Below are 20,350 nucleotides of genomic sequence, written 5' to 3'. Positions count from 1 at the left end.
CGGCCAGCCGCGCGGCAGCGGCGCCCCCCGCGGCCCGTGGAGCGGCGGCTCGTCGCGCGGTCCGTGGGGATAAGCTGCCACGTCATGATGACGTCGAAGGCCCCGGTTCGCCGGGGCCTTTTGTTGAGTAACGCCTCTCCCCGTCATTGCGAGGAGCGAAGCGACGAAGCAATCCAAGTCCGTGCACTGCGCTCTGGATTGCTTCGCTTCGCTCGCAATGACGGAGGAGAGGGCACGTAGCTCGGTCCAGCACCGCACGTTGTGCAATGCACCGTCCATTGACGGCTGGCGCGGCGCTCTTCACACTCGCTTCGTTTCGATTGATAGCGGTGTCCGCGGGTCGCGGACGCACTGTTGGTTTTAAGTAATTAGGTGCCGTTAACCCGATCGTCTTGCGGGCCACGGCGACCACGACTGATTTCACTTACCTGTCGGGTAATCGACCCGACGACGACCGGCTGCGACGCTTTGCGCGCAGCTCCATTGCCCGGGATCGTCGCCATGCATTCGTCGTCCACTGCCGCCACCGCCTCGTCCCGCCGCTGGCATGTGCTGGCGATCGTGGTCGCGGCGCAGTTCATGTTCGGGGTCGACTCCTTCATCGTCAACGTCGCGCTGCCGACCATCGCGGCCGAACTCCATGCTTCATCTTCGCAACTCGGCGCGGTGATCGCGATCTACCTGATCGGCTACGCGACGCTGATCGTCACCGGCGGTCGGTTCGGCGACATCTACGGCACCAAGACGGTGTTTCTCACCGGCGTCGCCGGTTTTACGCTGACGTCGCTATGGTGCGGGCTGGCGCAGTCCGGCACCGAGCTGATCCTGGCGCGGCTGGCGCAGGGCACCACTGCGGCGCTGATGGTGCCGCAGGTGCTGGCGACGCTGCATGTGCTGTTTCCCGATGCGGCGCGTGCCAAGGCGTTCGCGATCTACGGCGTCGTGCTTGGCCTCGCCGGTGCCGCGGGCTTTGCGATCGGCGGCCTGCTGGTGACGCTAAATCTCGGCGGTTTCGGCTGGCGCGCGATCTTCTTCGTCAACGGCCCGGTCGGGCTGATCATCATCGTGGCGGCTGCGCTGATCGTGCCGCAGGCGCCGCGGCGGCCGGGGACGCGGCTCGATCTGCCCGGCGCGGTCATTCTGTTCGTCGGTCTGCTCGGCATCATCGGCCCGCTGCTGTTCGGCCAGGAGCTCGGCTGGGCGTTCTGGATCTGGCTGCTGATGGCGGCCGGCGGCGCGATCGTGGCGCTGTTCCTGCGCTACGAGCGCGCGCTGGCCGCGCGCGGCGGCATGCCGCTGATCGATTTGGCGCTGTTGGCCGATCCGGCGTTCATGCGCGGGCTCGGCGCGGTGTTTTCTTTCTTCTTCGCCAACCAGTCGTTCTATCTGGTGATCACCCTGTACATGCAGATGGCGCTGCAGATCCCGCCGCTGCCGGCCGGGCTGGTCTTCCTGCCGCTGGCGCTGGCGTTCGTGATCGCGGCACGGCACTCCGGCGCGCGTGCCAAGCATCGCGGCACGCTGGTGCTGATCGAAGGCTGCGTGCTGCAGATCGCCGGCCTGGCGGCGCTGGCGCTGACGGTCGCCACCGTGGCAGCGCCGTCGCCAGCACTGTTGGCACTGGTGCTGATCGTGGTCGGTTACGGGCAGGGGCTGGTGATGGCGCCGTTGTCCGGCGCGGTGCTGGCGAGCGTGCAGGCGACCAGCGCCGGTTCGGGCTCGGGCCTGTACGGCACGACGACGCAGATCTCCAGCGCGGCCGGCATCGCGGCGCTCGGCTCGTTGTACTTCGCGCTGACCGCGGCCTCATCGGGGCGCTTCGCCCTGCTGGTCGCGCTGGCGGTGCTGGCCACGTCGCTGGTCGGCACCATCGTGCTGCTGCGCTGGATGCGGCGCGCCGCTTTGGTCCCATCGTAGGGGATGTTTCGTCGAACGAAGCTGCGTTAGCCTTTCGAAGCCGTGCGTCGGGGGATCGCGCGGCTGGCTCGGCTTGCGCGCCGCCCGACGCCCGTGCGTCATTTCCCTTGAATTAAACGATCGGTTGGTGAATTTTATCAGCCGCAGCGAAACCGGACCGCCAAGTGTCTGGATCGCATCGGGGGAGGACGCGTGGACACCACGATATTCCTGTTTCTTTTGCAGGACGGCATCATCAATGGTGCGGTCTATGCGCTCGTCGCCATCGCGCTGGTGCTGGTGTTCGCGGTCACGCGCGTCATCCTGGTGCCGCAGGGCGAGTTCGTCGCGTTCACCGCGCTGACCATCGCGGCGCTGGAGAACGGCGTGGCGCCGGCAACGCCGTGGCTGCTGCTGGCGCTCGGCGTTCTGGCGGCAACGTCCGAACTGATCCGCCATTTCCGCGACCTGACGCTGCGCCGGATCGCCTTCATCGTGCTGTTCGATCTGGCCCTGCCGATCGCGCTGCTGCTGCTGACGCGCGCGCTGGCGCCGATGAAGATCGGGCAGCTCGGCAGCATCCTGCTGGCGATCGCGCTGATCACCCCGATGGGGCCGATGCTGTATCGCATCGCGTTCGAGCCGATCGCCCATGCGTCCGTACTGGTGCTGCTGATGACTTCGTTCGGCGTGCACTTCTCGCTGATGGGGCTCGGGCTGTTGTTCTTCGGGCCGGAAGGCACCGGCACCACGCCGCTGTCGTCGCAATCGTTCTCGCTCGGCGAACTGCTGATCACCGGACAGAGCGTCGCCGTGCTGGTCGTCACGGCGGTTCTGCTGGCGCTGTTCGCGCTGTTCTTTGGCCGCACGCTGCTCGGCAAGGCGCTCAAGGCCTGCTCGTCGAACCGCACCGGCGCACGGCTGGTCGGCATCCCGATTTCGGCGGCCGGGCAGATCGCCTTCGCGCTGGCGGCGCTGATCGGTGCGGTGTCGGGCGCCTTGGTCGGGCCGCTGATGACGGTGGCGTACGATTCCGGCTTCCTGATCGGGCTGAAAGCCTTCGTCGCCGCCATCCTCGGTGGGCTGGTCAGCTATCCGCTGACGGTATTAGCGGCGCTGACGGTCGGCTTCGCCGAGGCGCTGTTTTCGTTCTGGGCCAGCAATTTCAAGGAAGTGCTGGTGTTCACGCTGATCATCCCGGTGCTCGCCTGGCGCTCGATCGTCGCGCCCCATGCCGAGGAAGCGGAATGAAGCTCGCTGCGCCCAAGCTGATTCCGGCGGCGATCGCCGCCGCGGTGCTGATCTTGCCGTTCACCGGCCTGATGCCGGACTACTGGATCACGCTGTTCAACTACATCGGCATCTCCAGCCTCGTCGCGATCGGGCTGGTGCTGCTCACCGGCGTCGGCGGCATGACGTCGTTCGGGCAGGCCGCGTTCGTCGGCTTCGGCGCTTATACGACCAGCGTGCTGACCGTATACTATGGCATCTCGCCGTGGCTGACGCTGCCGGCCGCGTTGCTGGTGACGATGATCGCGGCGCTGCTGGTCGGCGCCATTACGGTGCGGCTCAGTGGTCACTATCTGCCGCTCGGCACCATCGCCTGGGGCATCGCGTTCTATTATCTGTTCGGCAATCTGAATTGGCTCGGCGCCCATGACGGCCTGCCGGGCATCCCGGCATTGAAGATCGGCAGCTACGCGCTGATCGCGCCGCGCGATTATTTCGTGGTGGTGTGGATCGCGGTGGTGCTGGCGGTGATCGCCACGCAGAATCTGCTCGGCGGCCGGGTCGGCCGCGCGGTGAGGGCGCTGCGGCGGTCGACGCGAGCCGCCGAGGCGTTCGGCGTCAACACCGCCGGCGCCAAGCTGATGGTATTCGTCTATGCGGCGATGCTGGCGGGTTTGGCCGGCTGGCTGTACGCGCATTTCCAGCGCTCGGTGTCGCCGGGGCCGTTCGGCATCACCGCCGGCACCGAATATCTGCTGATGGCCGTGCTTGGCGGCGCCGGCCGGGTGTATGGCGCGATCCTCGGCGCGGCCGGCATCACCTTCCTGCGCGATCAGCTGCAGGATCTGCTGCCCTGGTTGCTCGGCCACACCGGGAACTTCGAAATTATCGCGTTCGGCGCCGTGCTGGTGCTGCTGCTGCAGACTGCGCCGGGTGGGCTGTGGCCGATCCTGTTCGGCCCGCCACCGCCGCCGAACGTACCGCCGCCTGCCGAGAGCGAGCGACTGCCGGCGCGAACGCTGCCGCCGCCCGGTACGCCGCTGCTGCAGGCCGATCAGGCACGCAAAAGCTTCGGCGGGCTGGTCGCCGTCAACGACGTCGGCTTCGAGGTCGAGAGCGGGCGTATCATCGGTCTGATCGGTCCCAACGGCGCCGGCAAGAGCACCACCTTCAACCTGATCACCGGCGTGCTGCCGCTGACCTCCGGCAAGATCGCCTTCGAGGGCCATCCGCTCGCCGCGCAGACGCCGCAGCGTGCCGCGCGGCTCGGGCTCGGGCGCACCTTCCAGCACGTCGAGATCGTCGCCGATATGAGCGTGGTCGAGAATGTCGCGCTCGGCGCGCATCTGCGCGGGAAGGCCGGCGTGCTGCGCGCGATCTTCCGCTTCGACCGTGCCGAGGAAGCGCAACTGCTGGACAGCGCAAGGCGCGCGCTCGCCCGGGTCGGCCTCGCCGAGGTCGCGGACGAACCCGCGGGCACGCTGGCGCTCGGGCAGTTGCGGCTGATCGAGGTGGCGCGCGCGCTTTGTCTCGAGCCGGTGCTGCTGCTGCTCGACGAGCCGGCCGCCGGCCTGCGCGTCGGCGAGAAGAAGGCGCTCGCCAAGCTGCTGCGCGAGGTGCGGGCCGAGGGCATGAGCGTGCTGCTGGTCGAGCACGACATGGACTTCGTCATGAGCCTCGCCGACCGGCTCGTCGTGCTCGATTTCGGCACAAAGATCGCCGAGGGCGCGCCGGCCGCGATCCGCGAAAATCCGGCGGTTCTCGAAGCCTATCTCGGAGGCGTGTCGTGACGGCGCTGCTTGAGGTGCAGAACGTCAGCGTCGCCTATGGCCGCGCCGAGGTGGTGCACGACGTTTCGCTCAAGGTCGAGCCGGGGGCGCTGGTGACGGTGATCGGCGCCAACGGCGCCGGCAAGACCACGCTGCTCAACGCCGTGATGGGCCTGCTCAAGGCGCGCGGCCGGCTTGTGTTTCGCGGCGCCGAAATCAGCACTGTGGCGCTGGAGTCGCGGGTCAAGGCCGGGCTGTGCCTGGTGCCGGAGCGGCGCGAGCTGTTCGCCGACATGGCGGTCGAGGACAATCTGCTGCTCGGCGGCTTCCGCCGCAGCCGCGCCGAGCGCAGCCAGTCAATGGACGAGATCTACACGCGGCTGCCGCGGCTCAAAGAGCGGCGGACGCAACTCGCCGGCACGCTGTCCGGCGGCGAGCGCCAGATGCTGGCGATGGGCCGGGCGCTGATGGCGCGGCCGACGCTGCTGATGCTCGACGAGCCGAGCCTGGGGCTGGCGCCGCGGATCGTGCGCGACGTCTTTCATATTCTGACGGATTTGCGGAAGAGCGGTGTCTCGATCCTGCTGGTCGAGCAGAACGCCCGTGCGGCGCTGGAAGTCGCCGACTATGCTTACGTGATGGAGCTGGGATCCATCACCAAACAAGGATCGCCCGCGGATATCGCCGCCGACCCGCGGCTGGTCGAAAGCTATCTCGGCCTCGGCGGCCACGATTACTAGAGCATGATCCCGAAAAGTGGAGACCGGTTTTCGGACAAGATCATGCTCAAGTCAGAAGCGTACCAACGATAACAAACGGAGGAGGACGTCCATGCAACACAGCAAGACCCTGATCGTCGCGATGGCGGCGATGCTGGCCGGCGTCAGCGCCGCGTCGGCCGAGATCAAGATCGGCATCACCATGAGCGCGTCCGGCCCCGGCGCCGCGCTCGGCCAGCCGCAGTCCAAGACGGTGGCGGCGCTGCCCAAGGAAATCGGCGGCGAGAAGATCACTTACTTCGCGCTCGACGACGAATCCGATCCGACCAAGGCGGCGCAGAACGCCCGCAAGCTGCTGTCGGAAGAAAAGGTCGACGTGCTGATCGGCTCGTCGCTGACGCCGGTCAGCCTGCCGCTGATCGATATCGCGGCCGAATCCAAGACCCCGCTGATGACGATGGCGGCCGCCGCGATCCTGGTGGCGCCGATGGATGAGCGCCGCAAATGGGTCTACAAGGTGGTGCCCAACGACGACATCATGGCGGAAGCGATCGGCAAGTACATCGCCAAGACCGGCGCCAAGAAGGTCGGCTATATCGGCTTCTCGGACGCTTATGGCGAGGGCTACTACAAGGTTCTGGCCGCCGCGGCGCCCAAGCTCGGCTTCGAACTGACGACGCACGAAGTCTACGCGCGCAGCGATGCCAGCGTCACCGGGCAGGTGCTGAAGATCATCGCCACCAAGCCGGACGCGGTGTTCATCGCCGCCGCCGGCACGCCCGCGGTGCTGCCGCAGAAGGCGCTGCGCGAGCGCGGCTTCAAAGGACCGATCTACCAGACCCACGGCGTCGCCACCGAGGAGTTCATCAAGCTCGGCGGCAAGGACGTCGAGGGCGCGATCTTCACCGGCGAGGCGTTCTCGGGCGCCGAGGACATGCCGGCCGACAGCCCGTTCCGCAAGGTCAAGGCGCGGTTCGTCGACGCCTACAAGGCCGCCAATGGCGGCGCATCGCCGACGATCTTCGGCGTGCATCTGTGGGATTCGATGACGCTGGTCGAGAACGCGATCCCGGCGGCGCTGAAACTCGCCAAGCCCGGCACGCCGGAATTCCGCGCCGCGATCCGCGACCAGATCGAGAAGTCGAAGGATCTGGCGCTGAACAACGGCCTGTCGAACATGACGCCGGACAACCATAATGGCTACGACGAGCGCTCCGCCTTCCTGATCGAAATCCGCGACGGCGCGTTCAGGTTGAAGCAGCAGTAAGAACTGTCGCGGCTTACCCAACGCCCTTCATTCCGGGGCGCGCGCCCCGGAATGAAGATGACAGAGCGGCGGCTCAGGCCCAGCCGTCGCCCTTGATGCCCGGATTGGCGAAGGCGACGCCGCCATCGACCGTGATGGTCGAGCCGACCACGTAGTCGCCGGCGCGTGAGGCGAGGAACACCGCGGTGCCCGCCATGTCCTCGTCGGTGCCGATCCGGCCCGACGGGACGCGCTTGGCGACCGCGTCGGCTTCGTCGCGCGCCGCCTTGTTCATGTCGGACGCGAACGGGCCCGGCGCGATCGCGGTGACCACGATGTGATCCTTGATCAGCCGCACCGCCATCCGCCGCGTCAGATGGATCAAGCCGGCCTTCGACGCCGCATACGGATAGGTCTCGAGCGGATTGACGAAGATGCCGTCGATCGACGCGATGTTGATCACCTTGCCGGGCTGCTCGGCGGATGCGGCGGCGCGCAGCTGAGGCGCCAGCGCCTTGGTCAGGAAGAACGGCGTCTTGACGTTGAGGTCCATCACCTTGTCCCAGCCGCTCTCCGGGAATTCGTCGAAGTCGGCGGCCCATGCGGCGCCGGCATTGTTGACGAGGATGTCGAGCTTCGGCTCGCGCCGCTTGATCTCGGCGGCCAGCGTTTCGATGCCCGCCATCGTCGAGATGTCGATCGGCAGCGCGATGCATTCGCCCGGATACATCTCGTCGAGCTCGTCGGCGGTGGCCTGACAGGGCGCCGCCTTTCGGGCCGTGATGTAGACGCGGCTCGCGCCGTAGGCGAGGAAGCCGGCGGCGATCATCTTGCCGATGCCGCGCGAGCCGCCGGTCACCAAAGCGGTGCGGCCTTGCAGCGAAAACAGGTCCTTGAACATTCTATCTCCCCGTGTGTTTGCCGGGATGGTTTGCGACCCGGTCGGGAGTGAGTCAAGGATGCGGCGGCCCGGCTTTCAGCCGACGGCGTCAGGCCGCATCGACGCGGCGGAAGCCGTTCCACATCGCGGTCGCGGCGCCGGAAGTCAGCACCGGCAGGATCCGGTCGTCCTGGTAGTTACCGTTGAGCGAGACCCGCGGCAGCGCGGTGAGATGATCCGCGAACCCGGGAAACAGCATGCCCGGCCGCGTCGTCACCGCGGTCTTGAAGCCGGCCCGGCGCGCCAGATCGTATTCGCGCGGCCCCGCCGCCGCACGGTCCCCGTAAGGATAGGCCAGATGCGCGACCTCGCGGCCGAGATTGGCCTCGATCCGGGCGCGGCTGATCGACAATTCGTGCAGCGCCAGGGCTTCGCGCTGGTTCGACAGAATGCAGTGGGTGATGGTGTGGGCGCCGATCGTCACCAGCGGATGCCCGGCGAAGGCGCGCAGTTCGTCCCACGACAGGCAGAGCTCGCGGCTGGCGGCGGTGTCGTCGATGCCGTAGCGGGCGCACAGCGTGCTCATCATGCGCGTCAGATCGTCGCCGCCGGGAAGCCCGCGCAGCAGCGCATGCATCCGGTCGAACGCGTCCTGCTTGGCGTCGGGTGTCTGCGCATCGAGCCGGATCTCGGCGTCGCCGATCTGCACCTCGATCGTGTCGGTGCTGGCGATCAGCCGTTCAAGCGTGATCCACCACAGCCGGCCGGCGCCCTGGGCGAAATCGCTGGCCACATAGACCGTGAACGGCGCCTGGAACTCCTCGAACACCGGCAGCGCGCAATCGCGGTTGTCGCGGTAGCCGTCGTCCAGCGTGATGCAGGCGAAGCGGCGGCCGAATGCGCGCGTCGTCAGCCGCCGGTGCAGCTCGTCCATTGTGATGATGTCGATATCCTGGGCGCGCAGATGCCGCAGCGTCGCGCGCAGGAACTCCGGGGTGACCTCGAGGTGGCGGTTCGGCTGGAACGCGTCGTCGCGGGGCGGCCGCACATTGTGCAGCATCAGAATCGCACCGATTCCCGAAAAGATCGGCCGCAGCACGTGATAGGCGCCGGTAAAATACAGCGCATCGAGCCCGGCGCGGATGATGTTGTGGCGAAACTGCTTCATCGGGCTGCGGGCCGGTTCATTTCAGGACATTGTTAGCGCCCCACGTTTGAAGAAACGGTTATTGAGAACCGCAGTGCCGCGGCCATTTCCCCGGAATTGCGTTTGACAGCCTCTCAACGGTTTGATTTCTCTCTGCTTCCTGATCCACGGGAAGCGGAATGCGCGGACTTTTCAGATCGAGCGGCAAGTGGTGGCGCGGCGCCATCATTCTTTGCGCTCTATGGGCAATCGCGGCGTGGATCACCACCCCCGCGGTCGAAGCCGACGTCGCCGAGCGGGCCGCGGCGGCGCTCAAGAACACCGTCCTCGACAAGACTCGGCTGACGCCCTCCGGTCGTGACGTCACCTTTTCGGCCGATGCGTTTTCGGAGGAAGGGCGGCGCAGCGCGGTTGCGGCGGTGGAGGCCGTTCCGGGGATCCGGCAGGTGGTCGACCAGACCCGGCTGGTGCCGCAGGCGACGCCGTTCGTCTGGAGCATCGAGCGCGACGTCGTGCGCGTCACGCTCGGCGGCAGCGCGCCGTTGCCGGCGAGCCGGGCGCGGCTCGCGGACGCGGCTCGTGCCGAGGTCAGCGGCGTCGAAGTCGCCGACCGCATGACGCTGGCGCGCGGGGCGCCGAGCCGGTTCGATGCGGTCGCGCTGCTGCTGGTCGATCAGATCGGCAAGCTGAAGGACGGCAAGATCACGCTCTCCGACACCAAGGTCAGCCTGACCGGCATGGCGCGCGACCTCGGCGGCCGGGAGGCGATCGCGGCGGCGCTGCGCAACCTGCCGGAGGGCTATTCGGTCGCCGAGAACGACATCAAGGCTCCGCCTTACGTGTTCCAGGCCAACAAGGATCCGGTGGCCTCGACCGTGACGCTCACCGGCTATGTGCCGGACAACGCCGTTCACGCGGCGCTGGCCGCCGCGGCCGGCCAGAAGTTCTTCAACGAGAAGGTCGTCGACAATCTCAAGGCCAGCATCGGCGCGCCGCAGGGCTTTGCCACGGCGGTCGCGCCCGCGCTCGGGGCCTTGTCGCGGCTCTCGACCGGTACGTTGGTGGTCTCCGACCGGGAGGTCAAACTGTCCGGTGACGCACTGTTCGAGGCGGCGGTCAGCCAGATCCGCGGCGAGTTGAATAAGGATATGCCGCAAGGCTGGACCGTGAAGGCGGACCTTTCGGTCAAACCTGCGGCATCGCCGGTCGACGCCACCGTCTGTCAGCAACTGTTCAACGAACTGCTGGCCAAGAGCACGGTGCGGTTCGAACCTTCGAGCGCCACCATCGACAAGGATTCGGCGGGCCTGCTCGACCGGCTGATCGAGACGGCATTGCGTTGCCCGGGGGCGGTTATCGAGGTTTCGGGCCATACCGACAGCGACGGCGAGGCCGGTTTCAACAAGGCGCTGTCGGAGAAGCGCGCCAAGGCGGTCGTCGACTACATGGTGAAAGCCGGGTTGCCGCCCGAACGTTTCCAGGCGTTCGGATACGGCGGCACGATCCCGCTGGCCGGAAACGACACCGAGGCCGGGAAGGCGAAAAATCGCCGCATCGATTTCGTGATCAGGTGACGGCATGATGGTCATGGCGAATTTCTACTGGGGCTGGTTGCTCGGGGCGGTTCTGCTGGGATTCGCCGCGGGCTGGATCTCGGTGGTGCAACACGGGCCGGGCCTGTCCAAGAACGCCGCGATGGGGGTCGGCGGGGTGGCGGCGGTGCTGGTCGGCCTGTCGCTCGCCCGGATCGTTCCTGGTCGCTTCGGCTACTGGCTCGATCTTTTCCTTGTCATGATTGCTGCCTATCTGGTGGGGTGTGCGATCGGTTCGTGGCTGCGCTACTGGGTTGTGGCGCGGCAGATGCGGGGGAGCTGACCTTCCCGCGAGTGCCCCGCGACTAAGCGTGGGGCGCAGATGATGAAACCGGTCCACCCGACCGGGAATTGACGCAAAGGAGCGGGATTGGCGGTATCGTCCGAATTCCACCCAGCCCGGAGACGAGCTATCCAAGCTTCCTGGCCACGGTCCGGTAACGGCTGTCGTGATACCGGTCCCCTTGTCCCAGGCGGTGGAAAGGGATTCGAGGTTTAGATGGTGGCCGCAATCGGCAGGGTGATCGCGTTCCTGCGCGAGAAGCAAATCCTGCACAAGGTTGGTGTTGCGATCAGCATCGCGGTCATCGCGGCTGCCTGTTACGTCCTCTATCACCTGCTGCGCGGCATCGATCTCGACAAGGTGCTCGAAGCCATCCGCCAGACCGAGCCGCGGTCGATCGCGCTCGCCGCTCTGTTCGTCGCGGCCGGCTATTTCACCCTGACATTCTACGACCTGTTCGCGCTGCGGACGATCGGCCGCAAGGAAGTCCCGTACCGCACCGCCGCGCTGGCCGCCTTCACCAGCTACTCGATCGGCCACAATGTCGGCGCCAGCGTGTTCACCGGCGGCGCGGTGCGCTACCGGATCTACTCGGCCTGGAGCCTCGACGGCATCGACGTCGCCAAGATCTGCTTTCTCGCCGGCCTGACGTTCTGGCTCGGCAACGCCGCCGTGCTCGGGATGGGCATCGCTTATCATCCGGAGGCGGCGTCCTCGATCGATCAGCTGCCGCCCTGGCTCAACCGCGTGCTGGCCTTCGCCATCCTGACGGGCCTCGCCGTGTATGTGGTCTGGGTTTCGATCAAACCGCGCCGCGTCGGCCGCGGCAGCTGGACGGTGGAACTGCCGGGCGGTCCGCTGACGCTGCTGCAGATCGGGATCGGAATCGTCGATCTCGGCTTCTGCGCGCTCGCGATGTATGTGCTGGTGCCGGACGAGCCCAATCTCGGCTTCGTGGTCGTGGCGGTGATTTTCGTGTCCGCGACGCTGCTCGGCTTCGCCAGCCATTCGCCCGGCGGCCTCGGTGTGTTCGACGCTGCGATGCTGGTCGGCCTGTGGCAGATGGACAAGGAAGGTCTGCTGGCCGGAATGCTGCTGTTCCGCATCCTGTACTACATCGTGCCGTTCATGCTGTCGGTGATCATCCTCGCCATTCGTGAGATTGTCATCGGAACAAGGTTGAAACGGATGCATCGGCTCGCCGATGCGCTCGACCCGAAGCCGATCCGACAGGATCCCACACCAGGCTGACCATGATCGCCCAGGCGCCCGACGACCCAGCCCGCTCGCTCGTTCCGCTGACGGACCAAATCCCCGCGCCGACCGCGACTCCCTGGATGGACCGGCTGCGCCATGCCGCCATCGTCCTGCTGGCCGGCGCCATCGCGCTGGCGACGCTCGCGGTGCTCGGCGAAATCTCGCTGCGCGCCGCCGGCGTCGTGTTCGCTTGCCTGGCGGCGGCCGCGCTGGTGCCGTGGCGACTGCACAATGCGGCCAATTCCCGCGAAGAGAGCTACGGCATCAGCCCGGTCGAGACTCCGGTGGTGCGCGCCATCGTGGCCGGAATGCCCGATCCCGCGGTGCTGCTCGACCGCGCCGGCCGGGTGCTGCATCTCAACGCCGCCGCGGCGCAGCTCGCCCCGGCGCTGCGCGTCCGCGAACTCGCCCAGTTCGCTCTGCGCAATCCCGAAATCGTCACGGCGCTGCGCGAGGCGATCGCGACCGCCGAACCGCGCCGGGTCAGCTATCTGGATCATGCGCCGATCGAGCGCTGGATGGAGCTGATCATCGCGCCGGTCCAGGTGCCGACCGCATTCGGCGGCGCCGACCAGTGCATGCTGATGACGTTTCACGATCTGACCCCGCTGCGCCGGGCCGAGGAAATGCGCGCGGATTTCGTCGCCAATGCCAGCCACGAACTGCGCACGCCGCTCGCGGCGCTGTCCGGGTTCATCGATACGCTGCAGGGCCCGGCGCGCGACGATCCGAAGGCGCGGGCCCGGTTTCTCGGCATCATGCAGACGCAGGCGACCCGGATGGCGCGGCTGATCGACGATCTGCTGTCGCTGTCGCGTGTCGAACTCACCGCCCATGTTCGGCCGGAGGCCCAGATCGATCTCGCCCCGCTGATCAAGCAGGTCGCGGACGGGCTGGAATCGCTGGCCAAGGAGCGGCAGGTCGCGATCGAGCTCGACCTGCCGGAGGGGCCGGCGGTGATTGCGGGCGACCGTGAGGAATTGCTGCGGGTGTTCGAGAACCTGATTGAGAACGCGCTGAAATACGGCGCCTCCGGCGGCCGCATCGCGGTCTCGGTGGTGGCGGTGCCGGTCCCGGATGGCGGCTCGGAATACCGGGTCGCCGTGCGCGATTTTGGTCCCGGCATTGCGCCCGAGCACCTGCCGCGCCTGACCGAGCGCTTTTACCGCGTGGACGTCGGCGACAGCCGCTCCCAGGGAGGTACTGGTTTAGGATTGTCGCTGGTGAAACATATTGTTAACCGCCATCGCGGTCGTCTTTTGATCGAAAGCGTACTGAAAAAAGGGGCCACTTTCACCGTCTGTTTTCCTCCGGTAAAGCCCTAGGTTTGTTTCGATTTTTTCTGCAATATCAATGGTTTGATGTAGTCACATGAGTGTCATCAAACCCTCATAAAAGGTCAATCGACCGCCCCTAAAGGAGCGGCAGGCAGGCGCAGTCGGGCGCGATGAGCGCTTCGCTTGCCAACGGAGACCTTCCATGAATTTCATCAAGGCAATCGTCGCGGCCGGCATGGTTGCGGCGTCGACCTCGGCCTTTGCGGCCGACATCACCGGCGCTGGCGCCACTTTTCCGTTCCCGATCTATTCGAAGTGGGCTGATACCTACAAGAAGGACACCGGCAACGGTCTGAACTACCAGTCGATCGGCTCGGGCGCCGGCATCAAGCAGATCATCGCCAAGACCGTGACCTTCGGCGCTACCGACGCGCCGCTGAAGCCGGACCAGCTCGAGAAGGAAGGCCTCGTGCAGTGGCCGATGGTGATGGGCGCCATCGTTCCGGTGGTGAACGTCGAGGGCGTCAAGCCGGGTGAGATGGTTCTGGACGGCCAGGCCCTCGCCAAGATCTATCTCGGCGAAATCAAGACCTGGAACGATCCGGCGATCGCCAAGCTGAACCCGAAGCTGAAGCTGCCGAGCGATGCGATCACCGTGGTTCGCCGCTCCGACGGTTCGGGCACCACCTTCAACTTCACCGACTATCTGTCCAAGGTCAGCGCTGACTGGAAGACCAAGGTCGGTTCGGGCACCGCGGTCGAGTGGCCGGTCGGCGTCGGCGCCAAGGGCAACGAAGGCGTTGCCGGCAACGTCAGCCAGACCAAGAACTCGATCGGCTACGTCGAATACGCCTACGCCAAGCAGAACAAGCTGACCTATACCGGCTTGATCAACAGCGCCGGCAAGCCGGTTCAGCCGACCATCGCGGCGTTCCAGGCTGCGGCGTCCAACGCCGACTGGGCCAAGGCTCCGGGCTACTACCTGATCCTGACCAACCAGCCGGGTGAAACTTCGTGGCCGATCACTGCCGCGACCTTCATCCTGATGCACAAGGAGCCGGTCGACAAGGCGGCCTCCGCCGAAGCGATCAAGTTCTTCAAGTGGGCGTTCGAGAAGGGCGGCAAGGCTGCCGAAGAGCTCGACTACATCCCGATGCCGGAACCGGTCGTCAAGCTGATCGAAAAGACCTGGTCGTCGGACATCAAGAGCTGATCTGCGACTTCGCCGCGCGACCCATTTCGGCCGGTCGCGCGGCTTCTTCCTTCTAACGTCCGGGACGTCGTCCCGGAATCTGCGAGATCCGGCCTTAGATCGGCCGGGTTTCCGAGACCGCGCTGAGAGACGTAGCGCGGGTGTGCTGGTCGCGGTCGCGGCGCGGCGCTCAGTTCAATCAGAAATCTCCAGGCTACGCGGCTCGTTCATCGTAACCTGCATCAGCGCAAGGAGACAGGCGTGGCGGACATGGCAGTAGACAGCACAGGGTTACAAGAAGCGGCCGGGCCCTATGATCGCGCCCGCGCCCTCAGTGCCTTCAAGCTAAGCGACTCGGCGTTCTACTGGACCACCCGCGCGTGCGCGATTTCGGTCCTGCTGATCCTCGGCGGCATCATCATTTCGCTGATGGTCGGCGCCTGGCCGGCGCTGCACGAATTCGGCCTCTCGTTCCTCACCACGGCGCGCTGGGCGCCTGCCAACGACCCGCCGGTGCTCGGTGCGCTCGGCCCGATCTACGGCACGCTGGTGACCTCGGTGATCGCGATGATCATCGCGATCCCGGTCGGCCTCGGCATCGCGATCTTCCTCACCGAGCTGTGCCCGATGTGGCTGCGCCGCCCGATCGGCCTCGCGGTCGAGCTGCTGGCCGGCATCCCGTCGATCATCTACGGCATGTGGGGCTTCTTCGTGCTCGGCCCGTTCCTGGCCAATCACTTCCAGCCGGCGATGATCGCGCTGTTCGATGGCGTGCCGGTGCTCGGCACCATTTTCGCCGGGCCGCCGTCTTATCTCAGCCTGTTCAACGCCTCGCTGATCCTCGCCATCATGGTGCTGCCGTTCATCACCGCGATCTCGGTCGACGTGTTCAAGACCGTGCCGCCGGTGCTGAAGGAGGCCGCCTACGGCGTCGGCTGCACCACCTGGGAAGTGGTGCGTAAGGTGGTGATCCCCTACACGAGGGTCGGCGTGATCGGCGGCATCATGCTGGCGCTCGGCCGTGCGCTCGGCGAGACCATGGCGGTCACCTTCATCATCGGCAATTCGTTCCGGATCTCGGGCTCGATCTTCGCGCCCGGCACCACGATCTCTGCGGCGATCGCCTCGGAATTCGCCGAAAGCGACGGCCTGCATCAGTCCGGCCTGATCCTGCTCGGCCTGCTACTGTTCATTCTGACCTTCCTGGTGCTGGCGGCGGCGCGGCTGCTGCTGCTGCGGCTCGAAATGAAGGCGGGCAAGTAATCATGGCAACCACCGAAACCATCAATCCGATCTACAAGCGCCGCCACCGCAACGACATCATCGTCAAGGTGCTGTGCTCGGCCGCCGCCGCGTTCGGCGTCACCTGGCTGGCGCTGATCCTGTTCACGTTGTTCTGGAACGGCTTCGCCGGGCTGCATCTGCAGGTGTTCACCCAGAACACCCCGCCGCCCGGCTCGTCCGACGGCGGCCTGCTCAACGCCATCGTCGGCTCGGTGCTGATGACCGTGCTGGGCGTCGGCATCGGCGCGCCGCTCGGCCTGTTCGCCGGCACGTATCTCGCCGAGTACGGCAAGCACGACAAGCTGACCTCGGTGATCCGCTTCATCAACGACATCCTGCTCAGCGCGCCGTCGATCATCATCGGCCTGTTCATCTACGGCGCGGTGGTGGTGACGATGGGGCGGTTCTCGGCTCTGGCCGGCGCGCTGGCGCTGGCGGTGATCGTCATCCCGGTGGTGGTCCGCACCACCGAGGACATGCTGCTGCTGGTGCCGGGCGCGCTGCGCGAGGCGGCCTCGGCGCTCGGCCTGCCGCGCTCGCTGGTGATCCGCCGGATTGCCTACCGCGCCGCCCGCGCCGGCCTGATCACCGGCATCCTGCTGGCGACGGCCCGCGTCGCCGGCGAGACAGCGCCGCTGCTGTTCACGGCGCTGAGCAACCAGTTCTTCAGCCTGGATCTGACCAAGACGATGGCCAACCTGCCGGTGACCATCAACAACTTCGTCCAGAGTCCTTACGACTACTGGAAGCAGCTCGCCTGGACCGGCGCCCTGCTGATCACCCTGACCGTGCTTGCCCTGAACATTGGTGCGCGCATCATCGGCGCCGAGAGGACCACGAAATGAGCGAGATTTCGATTGCCACCAGTGTTCCGAGCGGACCTGGCCCCGCCATTGCCAGCCAGGCCGACGGGCCGGCCAAGGTGGTGGTGCGCGATCTGAACTTCTACTACGGCCAGAACCACGCGCTGAAGCACATCAACCTGGCGCTCGCCACCAACCGGGTGACCGCCTTCATCGGCCCGTCGGGCTGCGGCAAGTCGACTTTGCTGCGGATCTTCAACCGGATGTACGATCTGTATCCGGGCCAGCGGGCCGAGGGGCAGGTGATGCTCGACGGTCACAACGTGCTGGATCCGAAGCTCGACCTCAACCTGCTGCGCGCGCGCGTCGGCATGGTGTTCCAGAAGCCGACGCCGTTCCCGATGACGATCTATGAGAACATCGCGTTCGGCATCCGGCTGTACGAGAAGATCTCCAAGTCGGAGATGGACGGCCGGGTCGAGAAGGCGCTGCGCGGCGCCGCGCTGTGGACCGAGGTCAAGGACAAGCTCAATGCCTCCGGCCTCAGCCTGTCGGGCGGCCAGCAGCAGCGCCTGTGCATCGCCCGCACCATCGCGGTGCGGCCGGAAGTCATCCTGTTCGACGAGCCGTGCTCGGCGCTCGATCCGATCTCGACGGCCAAGATCGAGGAGCTGATCGACGAGCTCAAGGAAGACTACACCATCGCGATCGTCACCCATAACATGCAGCAGGCGGCCCGCGTCTCGGAGTCGACCGCCTTCATGTATCTGGGCGAACTGATCGAGTTCGGTCCGACCAACAAGATCTTCACGTCGCCGAACGATCGGCGGACTCAGGACTACATCACCGGCCGCTTCGGCTGACGCGCCAGGCGCGAGGAGAACGGACATGGGCTTCGAGCACACCACCAAGGCGTTCGACGGCGATCTGCAGGAACTGACCCGCATGGTCGCCGAAATGGGCGGCCTGGCCGAGCGCCAGATCGTCGACTCGGTCGACGCGCTGGTCCGGCGCGACGTCGCGCTCGGCGCGCGCGTCGTTGCGGCCGACGCCGAGATCGACCAGATGCAGCGCGGAATCGAGGAACGCGCGGTGCTGACGATCGCGCGGCGCCAGCCGATGGCGGTCGACCTGCGCGACATCGTTGGCGCGATGCGGGTCGCCACCGACCTGGAGCGGATCGGCGATCTGTCCAAGAACATCGCCAAGCGGGTCAACGCGATCGACAGCGATTTCCACCCGCTGAAACTGATCCGCGGCCTCGAGCACATGACCGACCTGGTGCAGTCCCAGGTCAAGGCCGTGCTCGACGCCTACACGGCGCACGACCTGCCGGCCGCCATGGTGGTGTGGAACGGCGACGAGGAAGTCGACGCGATCTGCACCTCGCTGTTCCGCGAACTCCTCACCTACATGATGGAAGACCCGCGCAACATCTCGTTCTGCATCCATCTGATGTTCTGCGCCAAGAACATCGAGCGGATCGGCGACCATGCCACCAACATCGCCGAGACGGTGTTCTACATGATCGAAGGTCAGCAGATTCTGGACAAGCGCCCGAAGGGCGACATGACCACCTTCGCCAACGCCACGCCGGGCAACTAAACGTATCGTCCGCGGACCGCGGACGGTGCCCAACGATTGAAGACGAGGACCAACATGGGCGCGCGCATTCTGGTAGTTGAAGACGAGGAAGCGCTGACCACGCTGCTGCGCTACAATCTGGAATCCGACGGCTACGACGTCGAGACCGTGGCACGCGGCGACGACGCCGACACCCGGATGAAGGAGCGGATTCCGGATCTGGTGGTGCTGGACTGGATGCTGCCGGGCCTGTCCGGCATCGAACTGTGCCGTCGCCTGCGGGCGCGGCCGGAGACCAAGCAGCTGCCGATCATCATGCTCACCGCGCGCGGCGAGGAAAGCGAGCGCGTCCGCGGGCTCGCGACCGGCGCCGACGACTACATCGTCAAGCCGTTCTCGGTGCCGGAGCTGCTGGCGCGGGTGAAGGGGCTGTTGCGGCGCGCGGCGCCGGAGCGGCTCGCCACCGTGCTGGCCTATGGAGACCTCGAACTCGACCGCGACAAGCGCCGCGTCGCGCGCTCGGGTCGGCCGATCGATCTCGGCCCGACCGAGTACCGGCTGCTCGAGTTCTTCCTCGAGCATCCCGGCCGCGTGTTCAGCCGCGAGCAGCTGCTCGACGGCGTCTGGGGCCGCGACATCTACATCGACGAGCGCACCGTCGACGTCCACATCGGCCGCCTGCGCAAGCTGCTCAATCCGGGCCGCGAGCAGGACCCGATCCGCACCGTCCGCGGCGCGGGTTATGCGTTGGATGACCGCTTCGCCAAGGTGGAAGGCAGTCCGTAGTCATTGTTAGTTAGGTCGCGACGGCTTACCCTGACGCCTTCGTTTCAGCCGCGGCCTCGGCCCCACATCGCAACGTCATCCTCCGCGAAAGCGGAGGATCCAGTCTTGCAGTGAGTAGGTGGGAAGTAACGAGCGCTCTGGGATACTGGGTCGCCCGCCTGTCCGGGCGATCACGGCCTTGCAGCGCCGAGCCGCAATGCACCTGAGTTCTGCTCTGCGGCGCTGATGTCAGCGCCATCTCCCCTCGTGGGAGAGGGCAGCCCCGGCGTTGGCCGCGGATGTGGCCTGGTGAGGGGCGGGCGCATCGATCTTTTCAACCCTCACCCGCCCTCGCTACGCTCGGGCCCCCTCTCCCGCGAGGGGAGAGAGAAGACGACGTCCGGGGATGGTTGTGAGAAGTAACCGGTGTGTGCCGGGAGACTGGCGCGCCCGCTTTCGCGGGCGATGACAGCCTCGACCGGTGCGCAGCCGTGTGCTGCGGACGCCGTGTTGGCCGCGGCCTTGAGCGGCGGCGTTTCGACTAGCGGGTCGGCTTCGGCTGCTGCCGGCGGCGGTCGCCGACCGGCTGGTAGGCGATGCGCGAGTGATGCGCGCAATACGGCAGGCCCGGCAGCGACTTGCCGCCGCAGAAGAAGAATTCCGGGTTGCTCGGATCGCCGATCGGCCAGTGGCAGGTGGCCTCATTGAGCTCCAGCAGCGACAGCCGCTGGTTCATCGGCACCACATTGTCGTAGGTGACCGGCTCCGGCTCGGCCTCGACTTCGAACACATGCGCCAGCGCGGTGTTGCCGCGGGCGACCGGACGCGTCACCCGCATCATGTGCTGGGCCGGACGCGCCTTGCGCGGGCGCGGCGCCGCAGAGGTCGGGCTCTTGGCCCGGCCCGACAGGCCAAGACGGTGCACCTTGCCGATCACGGCGTTGCGCGTCACGTTGCCGAGCTCCGCGGCAATTTGACTCGCCGACAGCCCGCCTTCCCATAGTTTCTTCAACTGCTCGACGCGCTCGTCCGTCCAGGTCAATGCCGTCATCGTTCTATCCCTTCCTGCCGCGCGGCGCTGGTTCAGCGCGGAACTGCGGCTGTGAGGTCGTCCAATTGTCTTGCCGGCAGAATCCCTTAGCCCTCGCCGGACGACCGTTGCCGCCCGGGCGATACGCACCCACCAAGAGCTCAATAAGGATTACAAACCGCGCACGAGATGTCGTACCCGACAGCCAAAACGCTACAATATGCCGTGACTCAGGCGCAAGAGTCAGACCCGGTGCGTCCACACCTTCTCATCGAGTGAGTCATAACCGTCACAGCGGCAATGTTGCGGCAGCCTCGACGCAGGTCGTTGAAAGCCCCGGTTGACAGGCACTTCAGCGCACCTAGAATGTCCCTACGTGCCGCCTGGAAAGGCGGC

At 66.4% G+C, this 20,350-nt stretch carries 18 protein-coding genes; 15 read left to right on the top strand and 3 right to left on the bottom strand.

What is annotated here, in order from left to right; all coding sequences use genetic code 11:
- Positions 1 to 501 precede the first annotated feature (501 nt).
- From IP86_RS23295 to IP86_RS23275, 5 genes are all read left to right on the top strand, one after another.
- A complete protein-coding gene (locus tag IP86_RS23295) occupies positions 502 to 1,917 on the top strand; it encodes an MFS transporter (RefSeq protein WP_054164819.1) in 1,416 nt (471 codons plus the stop codon).
- Between the two features lie 192 nt (positions 1,918 to 2,109).
- A complete protein-coding gene (locus tag IP86_RS23290; protein WP_054164818.1) occupies positions 2,110 to 3,147 on the top strand; it encodes a branched-chain amino acid ABC transporter permease in 1,038 nt (345 codons plus the stop codon).
- Positions 3,144 to 4,916, top strand: coding sequence for a branched-chain amino acid ABC transporter ATP-binding protein/permease (locus tag IP86_RS23285; protein WP_054164817.1), 1,773 nt, complete (start codon positions 3,144 to 3,146; stop codon positions 4,914 to 4,916). Before IP86_RS23290 ends, IP86_RS23285 begins: the two co-directional genes overlap by 4 nt.
- The gene (locus IP86_RS23280) at positions 4,913 to 5,635 is read left to right on the top strand and encodes an ABC transporter ATP-binding protein (RefSeq protein WP_054164816.1); all 723 of its coding nucleotides are present in this window, start codon (positions 4,913 to 4,915) and stop codon (positions 5,633 to 5,635) included. Before IP86_RS23285 ends, IP86_RS23280 begins: the two co-directional genes overlap by 4 nt.
- A gap of 91 nt (positions 5,636 to 5,726) precedes the next feature.
- Positions 5,727 to 6,881, top strand: coding sequence for an ABC transporter substrate-binding protein (locus IP86_RS23275; RefSeq protein ID WP_054164815.1), 1,155 nt, complete (start codon positions 5,727 to 5,729; stop codon positions 6,879 to 6,881).
- Positions 6,882 to 6,954: 73 nt separating this feature from the next.
- Here IP86_RS23275 and IP86_RS23270 read toward each other — a convergent pair whose 3' ends face one another.
- Positions 6,955 to 7,761: an SDR family oxidoreductase gene (locus IP86_RS23270; protein ID WP_054164814.1), complete on the bottom strand. Its 807-nt coding sequence runs from the start codon at positions 7,759 to 7,761 to the stop codon at positions 6,955 to 6,957.
- Between the two features lie 88 nt (positions 7,762 to 7,849).
- The gene (locus tag IP86_RS23265; RefSeq protein WP_054164813.1) at positions 7,850 to 8,908 is read right to left on the bottom strand and encodes a polysaccharide deacetylase family protein; all 1,059 of its coding nucleotides are present in this window, start codon (positions 8,906 to 8,908) and stop codon (positions 7,850 to 7,852) included.
- 158 nt (positions 8,909 to 9,066) lie between these two features.
- Here IP86_RS23265 and IP86_RS23260 point away from each other — a divergent pair, with 158 nt between their 5' ends.
- From IP86_RS23260 to phoB, 10 genes are all read left to right on the top strand, one after another.
- Complete coding sequence (locus tag IP86_RS23260) at positions 9,067 to 10,461, top strand: OmpA family protein (protein WP_054164812.1); 1,395 nt, start codon at positions 9,067 to 9,069, stop codon at positions 10,459 to 10,461.
- A gap of 4 nt (positions 10,462 to 10,465) precedes the next feature.
- The gene (locus IP86_RS23255; RefSeq protein WP_054164811.1) at positions 10,466 to 10,762 is read left to right on the top strand and encodes a hypothetical protein; all 297 of its coding nucleotides are present in this window, start codon (positions 10,466 to 10,468) and stop codon (positions 10,760 to 10,762) included.
- 216 nt (positions 10,763 to 10,978) lie between these two features.
- A complete protein-coding gene (locus IP86_RS23250) occupies positions 10,979 to 12,013 on the top strand; it encodes a lysylphosphatidylglycerol synthase domain-containing protein (RefSeq protein WP_054164810.1) in 1,035 nt (344 codons plus the stop codon).
- Between the two features lie 2 nt (positions 12,014 to 12,015).
- Positions 12,016 to 13,344 carry an ATP-binding protein gene (locus IP86_RS23245; RefSeq protein WP_082364223.1) on the top strand — a complete coding sequence of 443 codons (1,329 nt, stop codon included), beginning with the start codon at positions 12,016 to 12,018 and terminating at the stop codon, positions 13,342 to 13,344.
- 154 nt (positions 13,345 to 13,498) lie between these two features.
- A complete protein-coding gene (gene pstS / locus IP86_RS23240) occupies positions 13,499 to 14,509 on the top strand; it encodes a phosphate ABC transporter substrate-binding protein PstS (RefSeq protein WP_054164809.1) in 1,011 nt (336 codons plus the stop codon).
- Positions 14,510 to 14,749: 240 nt separating this feature from the next.
- Positions 14,750 to 15,751, top strand: coding sequence for a phosphate ABC transporter permease subunit PstC (pstC, locus tag IP86_RS23235; RefSeq protein WP_082364221.1), 1,002 nt, complete (start codon positions 14,750 to 14,752; stop codon positions 15,749 to 15,751).
- Positions 15,752 to 15,753: 2 nt separating this feature from the next.
- Positions 15,754 to 16,617: a phosphate ABC transporter permease PstA gene (gene pstA / locus IP86_RS23230; protein WP_054164807.1), complete on the top strand. Its 864-nt coding sequence runs from the start codon at positions 15,754 to 15,756 to the stop codon at positions 16,615 to 16,617.
- Positions 16,614 to 17,438, top strand: a complete 825-nt coding sequence (gene pstB, locus IP86_RS23225) for a phosphate ABC transporter ATP-binding protein PstB (protein WP_054164806.1) — start codon at positions 16,614 to 16,616, stop codon at positions 17,436 to 17,438. Before pstA ends, pstB begins: the two co-directional genes overlap by 4 nt.
- A 25-nt stretch (positions 17,439 to 17,463) precedes the next feature.
- The gene (gene phoU / locus IP86_RS23220) at positions 17,464 to 18,180 is read left to right on the top strand and encodes a phosphate signaling complex protein PhoU (RefSeq protein WP_054164805.1); all 717 of its coding nucleotides are present in this window, start codon (positions 17,464 to 17,466) and stop codon (positions 18,178 to 18,180) included.
- A gap of 54 nt (positions 18,181 to 18,234) precedes the next feature.
- Entirely contained in the window at positions 18,235 to 18,945 is a 711-nt protein-coding gene (phoB, locus tag IP86_RS23215; RefSeq protein ID WP_054164804.1) for a phosphate regulon transcriptional regulator PhoB, read from the top strand.
- Between the two features lie 520 nt (positions 18,946 to 19,465).
- Here phoB and IP86_RS23210 read toward each other — a convergent pair.
- Positions 19,466 to 19,975: a GcrA family cell cycle regulator gene (locus IP86_RS23210; protein WP_054164803.1), complete on the bottom strand. Its 510-nt coding sequence runs from the start codon at positions 19,973 to 19,975 to the stop codon at positions 19,466 to 19,468.
- Between the last annotated feature and the right edge of the window lie 375 nt (positions 19,976 to 20,350).

It is taken from the genome of Rhodopseudomonas sp. AAP120 (assembly GCF_001295845.1).
Taxonomy (GTDB): Bacteria; Pseudomonadota; Alphaproteobacteria; order Rhizobiales; family Xanthobacteraceae; genus Rhodopseudomonas.
The sequence above is the reverse complement of the archived record's forward strand: the minus strand, read 5'-3'. Positions and strand labels throughout refer to the sequence as shown.